The organism is Bacillus sp. LBA3-1-1.1 (assembly GCF_040676495.1).
GTDB classification, from domain to species: Bacteria; Bacillota; Bacilli; order Bacillales; family Bacillaceae_G; genus Bacillus_A; species Bacillus_A nitratireducens.
Genome location: NZ_JBEGIB010000007.1, coordinates 1 through 16,537 on the forward strand (window position 1 = coordinate 1; position 16,537 = coordinate 16,537).

Genomic DNA, 16,537 nt, shown 5'->3' on the forward strand with positions numbered 1-16,537 from the left:
GATGGTGTTGGCCTTGGTGGTGATGTTGGCCTTGATGATGGTGTTGGCCTTGGTGGTGATGTTGGCCTTGATGATGGTGTTGGCCTTGGTGTGTTTGAAAAAGAACAGCCTGCGGATGAATTTGGTGATGACCGTGGTGATGTACTTGTTGTTGATAGTGGCCGTGGTGCTGATGATGTACTTGTTGTTGATGGTGACCATGGTGCTGATGATGACCGTGCTGATGATGACCGTGGTGCTCATGGTGCACATGATGACCGTGAACACCTTGTGGGAAACCACCGATTCCACCAGCTACAACACCAACGCCAGGTACAGGAAATCCTGTTTGTACGCCTCCCACAAAGGATGGAAACGTAGTTGGCATACCTACAGGCACTCCCCCTTGTGCTCCTCCTACGAAAGATGGAGATGTAGTTGGCATACCTACAGGTACTCCTCCTTGTGCTCCTCCTACGAAAGATGGAAATGTAGTTGGCATACCTACAGGCACTCCTCCTTGTGCTCCTCCTACTAATGTCGGAATTCCTGTTTGTGCTCCAGCTACTGATGTTGGAAATCCTCCTTGTGCTCCCCCCATCCAACTTTGGATTCCACCATACCCGTGTTGGCCATCTCCTCCCATGAACATCATTTGTCCATAACTATCCGATCCACCTCCGAAAAAGCCATGCGGTGCATTATTGTCCATCCCTTTCATTCCTTTCACCTCTTCTGCTCAATTTAGCCTACCTTTTTTATCATATTTCTTATAGAAGAATAGGTGTTTGTCTATATGGGAATTCCGCGCCTTTTTCTTCGTTCTTCATTGATGAAGGTGATCCAGAGATTATTTTTTACATAAAAAAGCTCAGAGCATAAACGCTCTGAGCTTTTATTTAGCATTAATTAGTTTGCAACAACGTTAACAAGTTTTCCAGGAACAACAATTACTTTACGAACTGTTTTCCCTTCAATTTGTTCTTTGATTGCCTCAAGTGCAAGTTGTTCCATTTCTTCTTTTGATGCGTCTTTACTCATTGTTAGTTTTGCGCGAACTTTGCCCATAATTTGAACAACGATTTCAACTTCATCTTCTACAAGTTTAGACTCATCAAATGTTGGCCAGCTTGCATATGTGATTGTTTCACTGTATCCAAGTTTGCTCCATAGCTCTTCACCGATGTGAGGTGCAACTGGTGCAATCATTTTTACGAAACCTTCCACATATTCTTTTGGAAGTGTTTCAGCTTTGTATGCATCGTTGATGAATACCATCATTTGAGAAATCGCTGTGTTGAAGCGAAGCTCTGCATAGTCTTCTGTTACTTTCTTCACTGTTTGGTGGTAAGCTTTTTCAAGATCTTTGTTTGGTGCATCAGTAATTTTCTCACTTAATTCACCGTTATCTTGAATGAATAGGCGCCATACGCGGTCTAGGAAGCGACGAGCTCCGTCAAGACCATTTTCAGACCAAGCAATTGAAGCATCTAATGGTCCCATGAACATTTCGTATAGACGAAGTGTATCTGCACCATGGCTTGCTACGATATCATCCGGGTTTACAACGTTACCTTTTGATTTACTCATTTTCTCGTTGTTTTCACCTAAGATCATACCTTGGTTGAATAATTGTTGGAACGGTTCTTTCGTTGGAACTACACCGATATCATATAATACTTTATGCCAGAAACGAGCATATAGTAAGTGAAGTACTGCGTGCTCTGCTCCGCCGATATAAATATCAACTGGAAGCCATTGTTTTACTTTTTCAGGGTCTACAAGTGCTTCGCTGTTGTTTGGATCGATGTAGCGTAGGTAGTACCAGCAGCTACCAGCCCATTGTGGCATTGTATTCGTTTCACGACGACCTTTTTTACCAGTCTCAGGATCAACAACATTTACCCACTCTTCAATGTTAGCTAGTGGAGATTCACCTGTACCTGAAGGACGGATGTTTTCTGTTTTTGGAAGAACTAATGGTAATTCTTCTTCTTTCACAGCTGTCATTGTGCCATCTTCCCAATGGATTACTGGAATTGGCTCACCCCAGTAACGTTGACGGCTAAATAACCAGTCACGTAGACGGTACGTTACTTTTTGATTTCCTGCGCTTGTTACTTCAAGCCACTCGATCATTTTTGCGATTGCTTCTTCTTTATTTAAACCATCAAGGAATGCTGAGTTTACGTGTGCACCATCACCTGTGTACACTTCTTTCGTAATATCTCCGCCTTTTACAACTTCCTTCATTGGAAGATTGAATACTGATGCGAATTCATAGTCACGCTCATCGTGAGCTGGAACTGCCATTACAGCACCTGTTCCGTAAGTTGCAAGAACATAATCAGCGATCCAAATTGGTAATTTCTCACCGTTTACTGGGTTAACTGCGTAAGCACCAGTGAATACACCAGTTTTCTCTTTCGCAAGTTCTGTACGCTCTAAATCACTCTTCATTTTAACAGAGTTAATGTAAGCTTCTACCGCTTCTTTTTGTTCCGCTGTTGTAATTTCTGCAACAAGCGCATGTTCCGGAGCAAGTACACAGTATGTTGCACCAAATAGTGTATCAGGACGCGTTGTGAAAACTGTGAATTTCTCGTCTGTACCGTCGATGTTGAAGTGTACTTCTGCACCTTCAGAACGACCGATCCAGTTACGTTGCATGTCTTTTAAGCTTTCTGGCCAATCAAGCTCATCTAGATCTTCTAATAGACGATCTCCATAAGCTGTAATTTTTAACATCCACTGTCTCATCGGACGACGCTCAACTGGATGTCCACCGCGCTCACTCTTACCGTCAATGATTTCTTCGTTTGCAAGTACTGTACCAAGTGCTGGGCACCAGTTTACAGGTACTTCATCAACGTAAGCTAAACCTTTTTCAAATAGTTTTAGGAAGATCCATTGTGTCCACTTGTAGTAGTTTGGATCTGTTGTATTTACTTCACGATCCCAATCGTAAGAGAAGCCTAATGCTTTAATTTGATTACGGAACGTATTAATATTAAGTTCTGTAAATTCAGCCGGGCTGTTCCCAGTATCAAGTGCATATTGCTCTGCTGGAAGACCGAATGCATCCCATCCCATTGGATGAAGAACATTATATCCTTGCATACGCTTCATACGAGATAAAATATCTGTCGCTGTATAACCTTCTGGATGACCTACGTGTAAGCCTGCACCTGATGGATATGGGAACATATCTAGTGCATAAAATTTTGGTTTTTCTGTCTCATCTGGCGTACGGAATGTTTTATTCTCTTCCCAATGCCCTTGCCACTTCTTCTCAATTTCTTGATGATTAAAGCTCATGAGATACCCTCCTTGAAATTCTATTTATTTTCACCGCCCAAAATACAAAAAACCTCTCATCCCTAGAAAGGGACGAGAGGTTATAGATTCCCGCGGTACCACCCTAAATTAATGTAATATATACATTCGCTTAGATCCGTAACGTGGATTAACGGCAATTGCTACTAATGATTTCACAACTGCAACTCAAAGGCGAGTTCATAACGAAACGTGGATTGACTTGCACCGACCGTCAACTCTCTAAACCAGCTTCTATTACTACTACTCCTTCTCACTGTTATTACACATATGAGTTAAGTGAACTACCCACCACTTAGTATCTCTTCAGAGATTACTTGAAGCGGAGGCTTCTCGGTTATTCGCTACTCTTGATAACTAACGAATTCTTCTTAGAACAGCCGAGCTATCTCCCTTGTTCCAAAGGTTGTTTTATTTAAATATATTCTAAAACATGTTACATGTTCCGTCAAACTAAACTGCAATTTTTTCTTCAACTGTTTCTTCTACTTTTACTCGTTTATCATAAATACTCGTTGCTATAATCGCTACTACAAGCATTACCATGATCGCTATAAACAATACTTCCATATTGTATATATCAACAATCGCTCCGCCAACGACCGGTCCGAACATTTTCCCTACAGTCGCTGCGCTATTTACAACACCTTGATAAAAGCCTAATTTATCTTTCGGCGCAAGTATATTTGCAATGGTTGGAACAGCTGGCCATACGAATAACTCACCAATTGTTAATGTCACCATCGCAACGAGGAACATCGTAAACTGCTGCGCTTGACTTAACACAATGAATGACGCCGCAAAAATGATAATTCCAATCATAATTTGTTGTTTTAAAGAACGCTTCATCCAGCGAATTAGCATACTAACAAGCGGCTGGGCACAAACAATCATCGCCCCGTTTATCGTCCATAATAAGCTGTAGTGACGAAGACTAATATTTAACTCTTGCATATACGTTGCAATTGCCCCTTGCCACTGTACATATGTAACCCAGCATAAAGCATATGCTACACATACGATAAGAAGTGCTTTGAATCCTGGTGTAAGTGACCAGCCTTTTTTCGTTTCGATTTCTTTTTGCACTCCTGGCTCTTTTTTGTCTTCCATACCTCGGAATCCAATAAAAGCAATTAAGAAGAAAACAAAGTATAAAATAAAGTTCGCTAAGAAAATATAATCAAAACGATAAGACGCAACTAAACCACCGCACGCTGTTCCGATCGCAATCCCAACGTTTTGTCCAACATACATCGCATTAAATGCTCGTCTTCCGCCCTCTGGCCAAACCGTACCAACCATCGCATACATCGATGGAAAGACCATTCCAGAACCAAAGCCAATTAATGCTAGCCACACAACATATAACGGCCAACCATGGAAAAACACAAGACCTAAAATCGATACAAGTGTAATGACAATCCCTACTAAAATTGATTTATAACCGCCCCATTTATCAAATAAAACACCGCCGAGCAAGTTTCCGATTACACCAGTAAGCGAGTTGATCATTAATACCATTCCGGCCACTGATAAAGATTTTCCTAGGTGATCATGCAAATAAATTGTATTAAAAGGCCATAAAAAAGAAGCACCCGTGACATTAATAATCATCCCAGCTACTAATAGCCATACTTTCCTTGGCATAGTCTCCCCTCCTATTCTATTTTTTTCGTTCATCTATAACAGTAAAATTGTAGTCGTTTTTAAATAGGAAGGCAACTGATTAATAGTTGATGAAATTCAGATAATGGCATAAAGGCGATTAGAAAAATTTTTAATCGCCTTTGTGTCATTTTAATCTATATATAACGAAATCGTTCCCTTGTATAATTACCCAACTTCTTTTTTACGTTTTGCACTTTCTTTAGCACTCCATTTAAACATTTTATCCAGTAAGGAATATATTCTCCCAGACTCCTTCGTTAATAATGGACCTAACGATGCCAATATTAAAACATACAAAGCCGAGAACGGTTTAATCGTTGCCATTAAGCCGCCTGCAATTCCAATATTCGCAACAATAATTGAGAACTCTCCGCGTGATACAAGTGTTAAACCGATATTCGTAGAAGCCTTATGCGATAACCCGGCTTTACGTCCTGCAATCATTCCAGCTGTAAAATTACCGATAAGAGTAATGAAAACTGCTCCTAATGCCAACCACACTGCTCCTCCAAGAGAAAACGGATCTATACTTAAACCGAAGCTGAAAAAGAATATGGCTCCAAAGAAATCACGAAATGGGACGACGAGATGCTCAATCCGATCACTATGCTCTGTTTCAGAAAAGACGAGTCCTAACAATAACGCTCCAATCGCCTCAGCAACATGAATCGTTTCTGAGAATCCTGCTACAAAGAATAAAATAGCGAATATTACGATAATAAAAATTTCATTTGACGAAATATCTAATATTTTATTTAAGAACGGCGTAGCTTTTCTAGCAATTATAAAGAATAGGAGCATATACCCTACTGCGATTAACACCGATGTAAGGGCATCTACAAATGATGTTGCACCACCAAGTACTAACCCTGAAACAACTGATAAATACACAGCTAAAAAGATATCATCAAACATAATAATTCCTAATATTAATTCCGTCTCTTTATTGCCAGATCTTCTTAAATCAACAATTACTTTTGCAACAATTGCGCTTGATGAAATTGTAATGATTCCAGCAATAATTAATGTTTCTAATAAGGGGAAGCCCATAACATATCCATAAAGCAAACCTAATATGAAATTAAGCGATATGTGGACAGTCCCCCCGAAAGCAATTGATTTTCCTGATTTAATTAATTTTTTTATTGAGAATTCTAAGCCTAAATAGAATAGGAGGAATATGACACCAACACGGCCGAGGAAGGAAATAACTTCTCCGCTTTCAATAAACCTTAAATCGATAAGTCCCAAATCAGGGGCATGAGGCCCCACTAACATACCGAGTATAATGAGAAACGGAATAATCGAGAACTTTAACTTCGCAGCGAGGATAGCTGCAAAAGCTACTAATACTAACGCAGTTCCAACTTCAAAGATTAAAGTATCCATCGATTATGAATCACCTCCTGCTGAAAGCAATTCATTAATAATTCTTTTCACTTCATGTCTTTCACCCGATAATACGAGCATATCGCCAGCTTCAATAACAGAGTCTGGACCTGGATTGAAGAACTTCTTCATATTCTTTTTCAAAATCGCAATGATTGTTACGTTATATGTTTTTCGCACATGTAAGCTACCAATTGTTTGTTGTACTACTGGTGCGTTATTCTCCACCTTAAACCATTCAATTGATAATCCTTCAAAAGCCATCTCAATCGTGTCTAAAGCTTGTGGTCTATATACCATCCCGCCTAATATAGCCGCAATTTGTCTCGCCTCAGAATCGCGAAGAGAAATGCTTGAAATACTCTCATCATGATCCGCATCAAAATGATACATTTCCCTTCGTCCATCATCGTGAATAACAATAACCATTTTTTCATTACCCTTTGTTATCACTTCAAATTTACATCCAATGCCCGGTAGTTCACTCTCTCTAATATTCATATTCCCGCCTCCTAAAATTTTTTAGTTACGGCTCTTTCCTTTTACAAATCTACATCAATCTCTGTTTTAAATTTCTCATCTTTTGATATCCCTAAATACTTTAACGTTTCTGACGGAGTCGCGTGATGAAAATGTTTTTGCAACAGTGCGATTGCTATTCCTCTTTTATATGCATGAAATCCAAATGTTTTTCGCATTGAGTTCGTTCCAATCTTACCAAGTATTCCGACCGCTTCAGCTGCGCTATGGATAACACGATACGCTTGTTGGCGTGAGATTGAATTTGTTGTTTTGTTAGATTGAAATACGTAGTTTTCTCTTTGAATATCAAAAGATTGTACGTACGCTAAAAGCGCCTCTTTTACCTTTGTATTTAAATAAATATCTTGTTTAAACTTTTCATCTTTCACAGGGAGAGAATAAAACTCTTTAACAGTTCCATCTTCATTTAATATATCTTCAAATTTAATACTCAATAGTTCAGTAATTTTTAATCCAGTGTTAATTCCAATAACAAATAAAAGATAATCTCGCTGCGAGTGCTCTTTTAAATATTTTTTCATAGCCTCAATTTGGTTTATATCTTTTAATGCCTCTACAACTTCCATACATGTTTTCTCCTCATCTTATGAACGGTAATTTTCTCATTATCCTGTCCATTTTACCTTATCATGCTATGAGATTTCCATGTATTATCCATTATTTTTACAATATACTTCTGTGATTCTAACAATTTTTAATGTGGAAATTTATGATTGTACAAATACGTTGTGGTAAAAAAAGAAATGGGGGGATAAAGATTCAGCTTCTTTCTACAGATTGGATTCCTCCTTTCATTTTCTAGCTGCTGATACTTTTATAATACGTTACTTATTTATATTATATTATATATTTTAGTAACATTAAAGTGTTTTTTTCTGAAAATACAAAAAGCCGAGTGCTTTCACTCGGCTTTTTACGTATTAATCTTCTTTCGGAAGAACAATTCCTTTATACAATTGAACTGTAATGAAGTAATAAATCGCATAAATAACTACGAAAATTACGATTGGTACCCAAATACGGAAGTAAGGATCCATTAAAATAAATCCGAAAATATTCATACCAACTAATACGTGAGCGATACCCACAATTGCCGGGAATAAGAATACTAAAAATAACTCTTTATAAATCGATTTCGTTAATAACTCACGGCGCACACCGATTTTACGAAGCATTTGATAACGCGTAATATCTTTTGATGCACCAGAAAGAATTTTAAACATTAAACAACTTGCCATCATTGCTAAAAACGCAATTCCAAGGAAGAATCCCATAAATACTGTTCCACTCGCAATGCCGTAGAATCCATTGTAAGATTGATATTTACTATCTAATCTTTCAGCTTTTACATTTTTATATTTAACTAGCTGCAACTCATCAAGTTTTTTCCATTCTTTTGTGTATGCTACAAAATCGTCTGTTTTTCCAGTAACTACGATTCCTTCTTTACCATTTACAGTATCGTACATTTTCTGATCTACAATTTTAATTGCATGATCTTCATATAGATAAAATGGCTGAATTGTTCTGAAAGCCTCGTTCCATTCTTCTGGAAGTTCTTTAGCGCTCGCATCTTTTTCATTCATTTCTCTAGAAACTGCACCTACTGGCAGTTCCTCTGAAACTTTCTTTGTTTTTCCTAAATCCTTCATACTTTCCATCTGTTTTGTATCTTGTACGAAAGGAGGATTTTTCTCTAAATCTTCTTTTACATAATAAACGTATTTATTATCCACTTTGTAACGATATTCATTTCTCTCTTTAAATGTAATACCATCTAAAATTTTCTTTTCTTCAGCTGTTGGGTTATGAATAACTGAATCATATATTACTAAACCATCAACCATTTTTATAACGTTATTTTTAAACGCCATACCACCTGAAATTGCACCCGCTCCAAGAGCAACTAACATCGCTACCGTTGCAAGTACTTTCGTTAAACTATTAATACGGAAATTTAATTGTGCAAAAGTAAAAGCATTAAGTCCTTTTTCACTACGCTTTTTATTACTCTTTAACTTTTTAATAATGACTGGAAGAAGTGATCCAAATAGCATGTAAGTACCAGCTGTTGTTGTAATTAATGCAATAAGGATTCCCATTTCTCTTAGTTTTTCCATGTAAATCATTGATGCATAGCCAATTCCTAATAAAATAACAGCAAGGATTGCAACGACACCTGTCATTTTTCCTTTTACCACAACACGCTCTGTTTGTGCATCCGCATGTACAAGTTGCAGTACAGAAATACGTGATAATTTAATACTGTTCATAATTGCCGATAATACAAATAGTGCGAAGAAGAAAATGCAAGTAACAGTCATAGATGGTAGATAAAATGCTTTATAACCTTCACCAGCAAATTCCAATTGCTTCATTAATAACTGACCGATACCTTCTGCAAGTCCTACACCAACTGCAATTCCGATTGCAAGAGATGCAGCACCTAATACGATTGTTTCAATAAACATAAGTAATGTAACTTTATGTTTTTTTGCTCCTAACATCATATACATACCAAACTCTTTTTGACGAAGAGATAATAAGAAAGAGTTCGCATATAAAATATAGAAGAACGTTATAATAGCTAATAAAAATGAACCTGCTTGGAATACGAATCCAATTGATTGAATAACTGAATTAGATTCGATAAACGCTTTATTCAGTGCTAACGTTTGGAACATATAAAAAATTGAAATCGACATGACAAGACCAACAAGTAAGACGATATAATCTTTCAGCTTACTTTTTAGCCCTGACATGGAAAGTTTAAATAACATGCCCTAGACCTCCCTTCTTACGCTTTTTGTGTGCCTAAGTCCGCAAGCACATCTAAAATTTCTTTATAAAACTCTTCACGCGTACCACCGCGATGAATTTCTTTATATAACTCACCATCTTGAATGAATAAAATACGCTGACAGTAACTTGCACTGTACGGATCATGAGTAACCATCATAATAGATACGCCTTGTTCTTCATTTAAGTTTGTCATCGCATCAAGTAAACTCGCTGCATTTTTAGAATCAAGAGCTCCTGTTGGCTCGTCCCCTAAAATAATTGCCGGCTCATGCACTAATGCACGCGCTGCTGCTGAACGCTGCTTTTGTCCACCAGATACTTCAGACGGGTACTTTTGAAGAATTTCTGTAATCCCTAGCATATCCGCTACTTTCTCTACTTTCGGTCCAATATTACGTAATGAAACACCTTGTAGGGAAAGTGGAAGTGCGATGTTTTCATAAATAGATAAGTTCTCTAATAAGTTAAAGTCTTGGAAGATGAATCCTAACTTTTGTGAACGGAAATCAGAAAGCTCACCTTGCTTCATTTTCGTAATATCCGTACCCGCAATTTCAACAACGCCGCCCGTTGCTTTATCAAGCGTTGAAATTACATTTAATAATGTCGTTTTACCAGAACCTGATGGTCCCATAATTCCGACAAACTCACCCTCTTGAATTGAGAATGAAACACCTTTTAACGCGTGTGATTGGTTCTCACCTTTTTTACCGTACACTTTTTGAACGTTTTTCACGTCTACAACTGGTTTCGTCATATATATCCTCCTACGCTTGTTTTTCCACTACCTATTTTGCGCCTTTTGGAGGAGAACTGCTATTTGTTAACATTACATTTACCTTACACTTTTGTAATATAAAAAAGGTGCAAGTGTAAGGTTCGTTGTAAATGAATTTTCATAGGAGATACTTCCAATTTTATCGGCGATTAGAAAAGGAATATCGACTTACCGAAAAAGATAACAATAAAAATAGGCTGTTCCACAAAAGGAACAGCCTACTTCTCTCTTTATTTCTTTAAAGGTGTTACCGTCCAGTACGTAATAACACGCCAAATCCATTCTAGTGGACCCATTTTAAAGACTTTCATCCAAATTACACTAAACACAATTTGAATTGCATAAATTGCGATACATACATATAACGTCTGCATGTACGTTAAGTTTCCTGCAAAGTTAAATACACTGCCTGCAATTAAAATCATTGCAGTTTGTCCAATATAATTTGTTAAAGCCATGCGACCATAGTATTTCAGTGGTGCTAACAATGTTTGAATCGGTTTTAACTGAAGTAATAAAATTAATGCTCCGACATAGAAAGCTGAAATAATTGATCCAACTGTAACACCAATTTTTAAGAATTGACCTGCAGCATCCATTGTTCCATCCTCATTCATAATTATCATATTTACAAATGGTTCAGCAGGAACATGCCCATATTGATACCATAAAGCTACCACACTTAAAACAAACATAACGCCTGTAAAAATAGCGACTTGTTTTATTTTCGCTGAAAGATTTTCAAATACTTTGTACTGTCCTGCAGCAAGACCTAATAAAATTAAACCTAATGGTAATAATTCCTTAGCTGCCATAATACTAAAAGCTATCGTAAGAATAAGACCGATTACTAAATTTATTTGCTTCTTCACTTTATAAAATGGTAAAGTGACTAATCCACAAATTGCGTATAACGCTAGTGCTTCTCCAGGCTGAAACATTTGATGAATCAAACCAAAAATAAATAGTGCAACTAAGCGGCGTAGAAATAGAACATATCCATTCTTCCCTTTCGCAATTGCTCTTGTAATGAAGATATAGAATCCTACTCCAAATAAGAATGAAAAGATTGAGAAGAAACGACCTTCTACAAATAAGTATAGAAACCTTTGATAACTTGCATCCACTGTATTAGGATCTGGAACTTTAATATTCAGTAGTGCAAGAATATTTACTAAAATAATCCCCAGTAATGCGAAGCCACGAATGTAATCTAACTCATCAATTCGTTTGTTCGTAATATTGTTCCCCATAATGCAACTCCTTGTCCAAAATTAAATCCTCCCTTACTCTACTGGAAAAGTAAGCTTACAACTATCGACAAACCTTACATAAATCTCACATTATTGTCATATAGTAAAATGAAACTTTAATCGGTATGTGAGTTGTTCATCCCGCATTTCTCAGCCGTTTCCGATGCAAAATAAAACCAGGTCATATTGCGACCTGGTTTACTCTGATTGCTTTGATCTTTGAGGTTGTCCCTTTTTACTATTACGCTGTTTCACTTGCACAACTGGATCAAGTTCATTTGAAAACTCAGCGTTATGTCCATTTTGCGTTTTTTGCTCTGGATTATTTTGATCTGAACGTTTCGCCATTACATTCACTCCTTATTAGTGCGGTGTAATAATCATCTGATGTTGCAGTTGGCGAATTGCCATACGTGCTCTATTTAACTGTTCGCGTTGCTCATCATTCGCATGTTGTTGCATCGTTTGTAAATCGTTATATGCTTGCTCTAATTGCAACTGAGCATCCGAATACTCCATCGTATTGTAATGCTCTTGTCTCATGCCTTGGTCTAATTGTTCTTTCGCATATTCCACCGCTTGTTCCGCTTGTGTAATATACGATTCAAGTGATTGACGCTCTGCCATAATTGTCCCTCCTTGCTTCAATTCCCCTTTAGTGTGTCCCTTCCATCTCAACCTTATGAGTATGTTATAATGGATTTTGTTTCATTTTGACTCGTCTTAGGAGGGAAAGTAATGAAGGTTCAAAACCCTTTTCCATATACAAACGACAATAAACGTTATCATACATGGAATTATCACTTACGAAATGAATTTGGTGAAAAAATCTTTAAAGTTTCATTAGATGCTGGCTTTGATTGCCCGAACCGTGACGGTACAGTTGCTTACGGTGGCTGCACGTTTTGCAGTGCTGCTGGATCTGGTGACTTCGCTGGCGATCGCCGCGATGATGTTATAACGCAATATCATGAAATGAAAGAAAAAATGCGCTCAAAGTGGAAAGATGGAAAATGTATCGCTTATTTCCAGGCATACACAAATACACATGCGCCACTTGAAGTATTAAAAGAAAAATTCGAACCGCTTCTAGCAGAAAAAGACGTTGTCGGTCTTTCTATTGCCACTCGTCCGGATTGTTTACCAGACGATGTTGTTGAATATTTAGCGGACTTAAATAAACGCACATACCTTTGGGTTGAACTCGGACTACAAACTGTTCATGAACGTACTGCAAATCTTATTAATCGCGCTCACGATTATCCATCTTATGTGGAAGGTGTGAATAAATTACGTAAGCATGGCATTAGAGTTTGCTCTCATATTATTAACGGTCTTCCACTTGAAGATTACGACATGATGATGGAAACAACTCGTGAAGTTGTAAAACTTGACGTACAAGGAATTAAAATTCATTTACTTCATTTGTTAAAAGGAACGCCAATGGTGAAGCAATATGAAAAAGGACAATTAGAATTCCTATCTCTTGAAGATTACGTAAGTCTTGTTGTCGACCAACTTGAAATTATTCCAGAAGACGTAATTGTGCACCGCATCACAGGTGACGGTCCACCTGATTTAATGATCGGTCCAATGTGGAGCTTAAATAAATGGGAAGTATTAAATTCCATCGATGCAGAATTTGTACGCCGCGGAAGCTGGCAAGGAAAATATGCAAATGAGGAGAAACAAAAATGAAATTAGAACGTGTATTACCGTTTGCACGCACACTACTGCAAACGGCTGTTAAAGAAGGCGATTACGCAGTAGATGCAACGCTTGGCAATGGACATGACACTTGCTTCCTAGCTGAAATCGTTGGGGATAACGGAAAAGTATTTGGATTTGATATTCAAAAAGAAGCAATCGAAAGCTCTACTATCCGCCTGAAAGAAAAAGAACTTTTCGAACGTACTGTTTTAGTTCATGATAGTCATGACACACTCTTATCCGTACTACCAGAAGATGCAACAGGAAAAGTAACAGGCGCAATCTTCAACTTAGGTTACCTTCCTGGCGGTGACAAGCATATCGTCACAAAACCGAACTCAACAATCTCGGCGATCGAACAACTACTAGAAATAATGGCACCTGAAGGTATCATCGTCCTTGTTATTTATCACGGACATCCAGAAGGACAAGTAGAACGCGACGCTGTTCTCAAATTTGCAGAAGAACTAGATCAAAAACAAGCTCACGTTTTGCGATACGGCTTCATTAACCAGCAAAATAACCCGCCATTTATTGTGGCGATTGAGAAGCGATAAAGTGAAACTTTAATCAGTGGGGTTTACTGTCCGGCAAATAGCTGGATAATTATATCCACGATTTTTCAGATATATCGACGATTCGACACAACATAACAAAAAAGACGTGCGCTCACTGCACGTCTTTTTCTTATTCTCCTATATAATGGATGTATACAATATTAAAGGGGACTAAACAATGATTGGAATACTAGCAGGAATGGGACCAAAATCAACTGGGCCATTCGTCGATACAGTTGTAGCAGGGTGCCAAACAATATATGGAGCAAAGCATGATATGGACTTTCCTCATATGATGATTTATTCGTGCCCAACACCGTTTTATATGGATCGCCCTATTGATCATGCGGCGATGAAAAAAGCCATTATTGAAGGGGCACAAAAACTTGAAAGTACTGATGTAGATTTCATCGCAATGCCATGTAATACAGCGCATCTTTATTTCGAGGAATTACAGCGTTCTATTACTATTCCGATTTTGAATATAGTCGATGAGACGTTAAAAGCAATTCCTGAAAATACAAAAAGAGTCGCTCTTCTCGCAACAGGAGCGACTGTTCAAGCAGGTATTTACCAAGATGGGATTATAAAACGTAATATAGAGTACATTCATCATGAACAATGGCAAGAAATGATTAATCAAATTATTACTTGTATTAAAGGCGGAGAAATTGAAGCAGCTCGCAAATTATGGAGTGCGCTCGTTTTACAGTTAAAAGACGAAGTAGATACTGCTATTATCGCATGTACCGATTTGAATGTGGTGGTGAGTGAGGATTTTGTTGATTCTTCTCAATGTCTTGCTGAGGCGGTTGTTAGGATGTATCTATCAAATACAAAGAGATCTTCATAAACAGAGAAAACATCCCTTTTGAAATGTGTTTTTTGTTTGATAAAGATCCCCCAAAACTTTTAACTTTTTTCACAATTCTTTCAAAGTAATCACACTTAATCTCGCTATATTAAATAAGTAGTTTATTCATATAGGGAAGGTTAGGGGAACTGTCGTATGAAACAAAATCGTTCGCTTCATTACATTTTTTGGCGTTGGCATTTTTATGCTGGGCTTTTTATTACGCCGCTTCTTATTACTTTGTCACTGAGCGGAATTGGGTATTTATTTCGGGAAGAAGTTGAAGATTTCATCTATAAAGATTTATATTTCGGGAAGAGCGCCCAAACAGAATCTATTTCGATGTCTGATTCTATTTCATTAACAGAGAAAAAATATCCACATTATAGTGTGGCGAAAATTAGTGAGTTTAATGGGGATTATAATACTAGGCTTACAATCGCAAATGAATATACAGGAATGCAAAAATATGTGTATTTAGATAGCAATAATCAAATTGTCGGCGATCAAAAAGCAAGTGAAACGTTTGCCAATATAATGCGGGAATTACATAGTTCTCTTTTAATTGGTGGTACTGTCGTCAACTATATTGTAGAACTTGCAGCGTGCTGGACAATCTTTTTAATTGTGACTGGGTTGTATATGAGTATACGCCAATTCAAAAACACACCAGCATCCAATAAGCGAGAAAAGGCAAAACGACGTCATTCTATTATCGGTATTATATTTACAATTCCTCTCGTTTTGTTAGTCGCATCTGGATTGCCATGGTCAGGATTTATGGGTAACCAAATTTATAAAATTGCATCGTCGAATGAATCGCTCGGATATCCAAAGTTGTATATGGCACCGCCTGAATCGAAGGTAAAAGAATTACCGTGGGCAACAAGAAAAGAAGCTCCTCCTGAATCTAATTCAAATGAGCCAAAAGCAATTTCAGTTGATGAATTACAAAAAGGAATTGAAATAAAGAAGCCATACGTTATCTCACTACCGACTGATCCGAAAGGTGTATTCACTGTTTCGAAATCGAGCGGTTCTGGCATTACGGGCATGCATGTTGCACCAAATGAAGAAATAACAGCTTATTTTGATCAATATAGCGGAGAACTAATTTCAAAAACGGACTATCGTGATTATGGCTTATTTGCACAATGGTTCACTTATGGTATCCCGCTTCACGAAGGACATTTATTCGGATGGCCAAATAAAATATTGTGCTTACTAACGACATTATCTTTATTGCTTCTCATTTATTACGGAGTAAAAATGTGGTTAGCAAGAAAACCGAAAGGAAAATTAGCAGCAGCTCCTAAGCAAAGAGATAAGAAAAACACATTCGTTTTCTTTATCATGATGGTTATACTTGGCGCTGTCATGCCTTTATTCGGACTATCTGTTTTAGTTATTTTCGCAATTGAACTTCTCATATACTTATTTTCAAAAATACGATCATAATAAAAAAGGGACCGTCCAAAAATCCAATTTTGGACAGTCCCTTTTTCATTATAGAGCAATATTACAACAGTACATGAATTTATATCGAACACAGCTCTCATTATATCGACGCTAATTGAATTATATCGAACATAACTCTTATTATATCGACTTAACTACAAAACACGATAATAGGTGCAACCCCTTAATAAGAAAAGACCATCCCAAAATA

General features: G+C 37.5%; 15 protein-coding genes and 1 other annotated feature. Of the genes, 4 read left to right on the top strand and 11 right to left on the bottom strand.

Translation table 11 applies throughout. The features are described 5' to 3' along the window. From MRBLBA3_RS07670 to MRBLBA3_RS07720, 11 genes are all read right to left on the bottom strand, one after another. A partial coding sequence (locus MRBLBA3_RS07670) for a VrrB protein (protein ID WP_363380530.1) occupies positions 1–700 on the bottom strand: 700 nt, incomplete at its 3' end. Between the two features lie 188 nt (positions 701–888). Continuing rightward, positions 889–3,297, bottom strand: a complete 2,409-nt coding sequence (gene leuS, locus MRBLBA3_RS07675) for a leucine--tRNA ligase (protein WP_363380533.1) — start codon at positions 3,295–3,297, stop codon at positions 889–891. 65 nt (positions 3,298–3,362) lie between these two features. Continuing rightward, positions 3,363–3,581 (bottom strand) — a binding site (T-box leader). 187 nt (positions 3,582–3,768) lie between these two features. Then, on the bottom strand, positions 3,769–4,962 hold the full coding sequence (locus MRBLBA3_RS07680; RefSeq protein ID WP_097808258.1) for an MDR family MFS transporter: 1,194 nt from the start codon (positions 4,960–4,962) through the stop codon (positions 3,769–3,771). A gap of 186 nt (positions 4,963–5,148) precedes the next feature. Then, positions 5,149–6,372: a cation:proton antiporter gene (locus MRBLBA3_RS07685; protein ID WP_363380536.1), complete on the bottom strand. Its 1,224-nt coding sequence runs from the start codon at positions 6,370–6,372 to the stop codon at positions 5,149–5,151. 3 nt (positions 6,373–6,375) lie between these two features. Continuing rightward, positions 6,376–6,873 carry a cation:proton antiporter regulatory subunit gene (locus MRBLBA3_RS07690; RefSeq protein ID WP_001026049.1) on the bottom strand — a complete coding sequence of 166 codons (498 nt, stop codon included), beginning with the start codon at positions 6,871–6,873 and terminating at the stop codon, positions 6,376–6,378. 41 nt (positions 6,874–6,914) lie between these two features. Beyond that, entirely contained in the window at positions 6,915–7,481 is a 567-nt protein-coding gene (locus MRBLBA3_RS07695; RefSeq protein WP_328021019.1) for a tyrosine-type recombinase/integrase, read from the bottom strand. A gap of 354 nt (positions 7,482–7,835) precedes the next feature. Then, entirely contained in the window at positions 7,836–9,695 is a 1,860-nt protein-coding gene (locus MRBLBA3_RS07700; RefSeq protein ID WP_363380540.1) for an ABC transporter permease, read from the bottom strand. Between the two features lie 17 nt (positions 9,696–9,712). Continuing rightward, positions 9,713–10,474 (bottom strand): ABC transporter ATP-binding protein, encoded by a 762-nt coding sequence (locus MRBLBA3_RS07705; protein WP_363380543.1) that lies wholly within the window; start codon positions 10,472–10,474, stop codon positions 9,713–9,715. A 251-nt stretch (positions 10,475–10,725) separates the two neighbouring features. After that, entirely contained in the window at positions 10,726–11,748 is a 1,023-nt protein-coding gene (locus tag MRBLBA3_RS07710; protein WP_363380546.1) for a DUF418 domain-containing protein, read from the bottom strand. Positions 11,749–11,946: 198 nt separating this feature from the next. Further along, positions 11,947–12,096 (bottom strand): hypothetical protein, encoded by a 150-nt coding sequence (locus MRBLBA3_RS07715; protein ID WP_001129345.1) that lies wholly within the window; start codon positions 12,094–12,096, stop codon positions 11,947–11,949. A gap of 15 nt (positions 12,097–12,111) precedes the next feature. Continuing rightward, a complete protein-coding gene (locus tag MRBLBA3_RS07720) occupies positions 12,112–12,375 on the bottom strand; it encodes a YtzC family protein (protein ID WP_000840869.1) in 264 nt (87 codons plus the stop codon). Positions 12,376–12,486: 111 nt separating this feature from the next. Here MRBLBA3_RS07720 and MRBLBA3_RS07725 point away from each other — a divergent pair, with 111 nt between their 5' ends. From MRBLBA3_RS07725 to MRBLBA3_RS07740, 4 genes are all read left to right on the top strand, one after another. Further along, positions 12,487–13,446: a TIGR01212 family radical SAM protein gene (locus MRBLBA3_RS07725; RefSeq protein ID WP_363380550.1), complete on the top strand. Its 960-nt coding sequence runs from the start codon at positions 12,487–12,489 to the stop codon at positions 13,444–13,446. Continuing rightward, positions 13,443–14,015: a class I SAM-dependent methyltransferase gene (locus MRBLBA3_RS07730; RefSeq protein WP_363380553.1), complete on the top strand. Its 573-nt coding sequence runs from the start codon at positions 13,443–13,445 to the stop codon at positions 14,013–14,015. The genes MRBLBA3_RS07725 and MRBLBA3_RS07730 overlap by 4 nt, the downstream gene beginning before the upstream one ends. 178 nt (positions 14,016–14,193) lie before the next feature. Then, complete coding sequence (locus tag MRBLBA3_RS07735) at positions 14,194–14,868, top strand: aspartate/glutamate racemase family protein (RefSeq protein WP_363380556.1); 675 nt, start codon at positions 14,194–14,196, stop codon at positions 14,866–14,868. A 156-nt stretch (positions 14,869–15,024) separates the two neighbouring features. Beyond that, positions 15,025–16,326 (top strand): PepSY-associated TM helix domain-containing protein, encoded by a 1,302-nt coding sequence (locus MRBLBA3_RS07740; RefSeq protein ID WP_363380559.1) that lies wholly within the window; start codon positions 15,025–15,027, stop codon positions 16,324–16,326. The last annotated feature ends 211 nt before the right edge of the window (positions 16,327–16,537 follow it).

Bases quoted from the DNA above. Each gene is read 5' to 3' on its own strand.
- leuS (WP_363380533.1), bottom strand. From the start codon at position 3,297: ATGAGCTTTAATCATCAAGAAATTGAGAAGAAGTGGCAAGGGCATTGG.
- MRBLBA3_RS07680 (WP_097808258.1), bottom strand. From the start codon at position 4,962: ATGCCAAGGAAAGTATGGCTATTAGTAGCTGGGATGATTATTAATGTC.
- MRBLBA3_RS07685 (WP_363380536.1), bottom strand. From the start codon at position 6,372: ATGGATACTTTAATCTTTGAAGTTGGAACTGCGTTAGTATTAGTAGCT.
- MRBLBA3_RS07690 (WP_001026049.1), bottom strand. From the start codon at position 6,873: ATGAATATTAGAGAGAGTGAACTACCGGGCATTGGATGTAAATTTGAA.
- MRBLBA3_RS07695 (WP_328021019.1), bottom strand. From the start codon at position 7,481: ATGGAAGTTGTAGAGGCATTAAAAGATATAAACCAAATTGAGGCTATG.
- MRBLBA3_RS07700 (WP_363380540.1), bottom strand. From the start codon at position 9,695: ATGTTATTTAAACTTTCCATGTCAGGGCTAAAAAGTAAGCTGAAAGAT.
- MRBLBA3_RS07705 (WP_363380543.1), bottom strand. From the start codon at position 10,474: ATGACGAAACCAGTTGTAGACGTGAAAAACGTTCAAAAAGTGTACGGT.
- MRBLBA3_RS07710 (WP_363380546.1), bottom strand. From the start codon at position 11,748: ATGGGGAACAATATTACGAACAAACGAATTGATGAGTTAGATTACATT.
- MRBLBA3_RS07715 (WP_001129345.1), bottom strand. From the start codon at position 12,096: ATGGCGAAACGTTCAGATCAAAATAATCCAGAGCAAAAAACGCAAAAT.
- MRBLBA3_RS07720 (WP_000840869.1), bottom strand. From the start codon at position 12,375: ATGGCAGAGCGTCAATCACTTGAATCGTATATTACACAAGCGGAACAA.
- MRBLBA3_RS07725 (WP_363380550.1), top strand. From the start codon at position 12,487: ATGAAGGTTCAAAACCCTTTTCCATATACAAACGACAATAAACGTTAT.
- MRBLBA3_RS07730 (WP_363380553.1), top strand. From the start codon at position 13,443: ATGAAATTAGAACGTGTATTACCGTTTGCACGCACACTACTGCAAACG.
- MRBLBA3_RS07735 (WP_363380556.1), top strand. From the start codon at position 14,194: ATGATTGGAATACTAGCAGGAATGGGACCAAAATCAACTGGGCCATTC.
- MRBLBA3_RS07740 (WP_363380559.1), top strand. From the start codon at position 15,025: ATGAAACAAAATCGTTCGCTTCATTACATTTTTTGGCGTTGGCATTTT.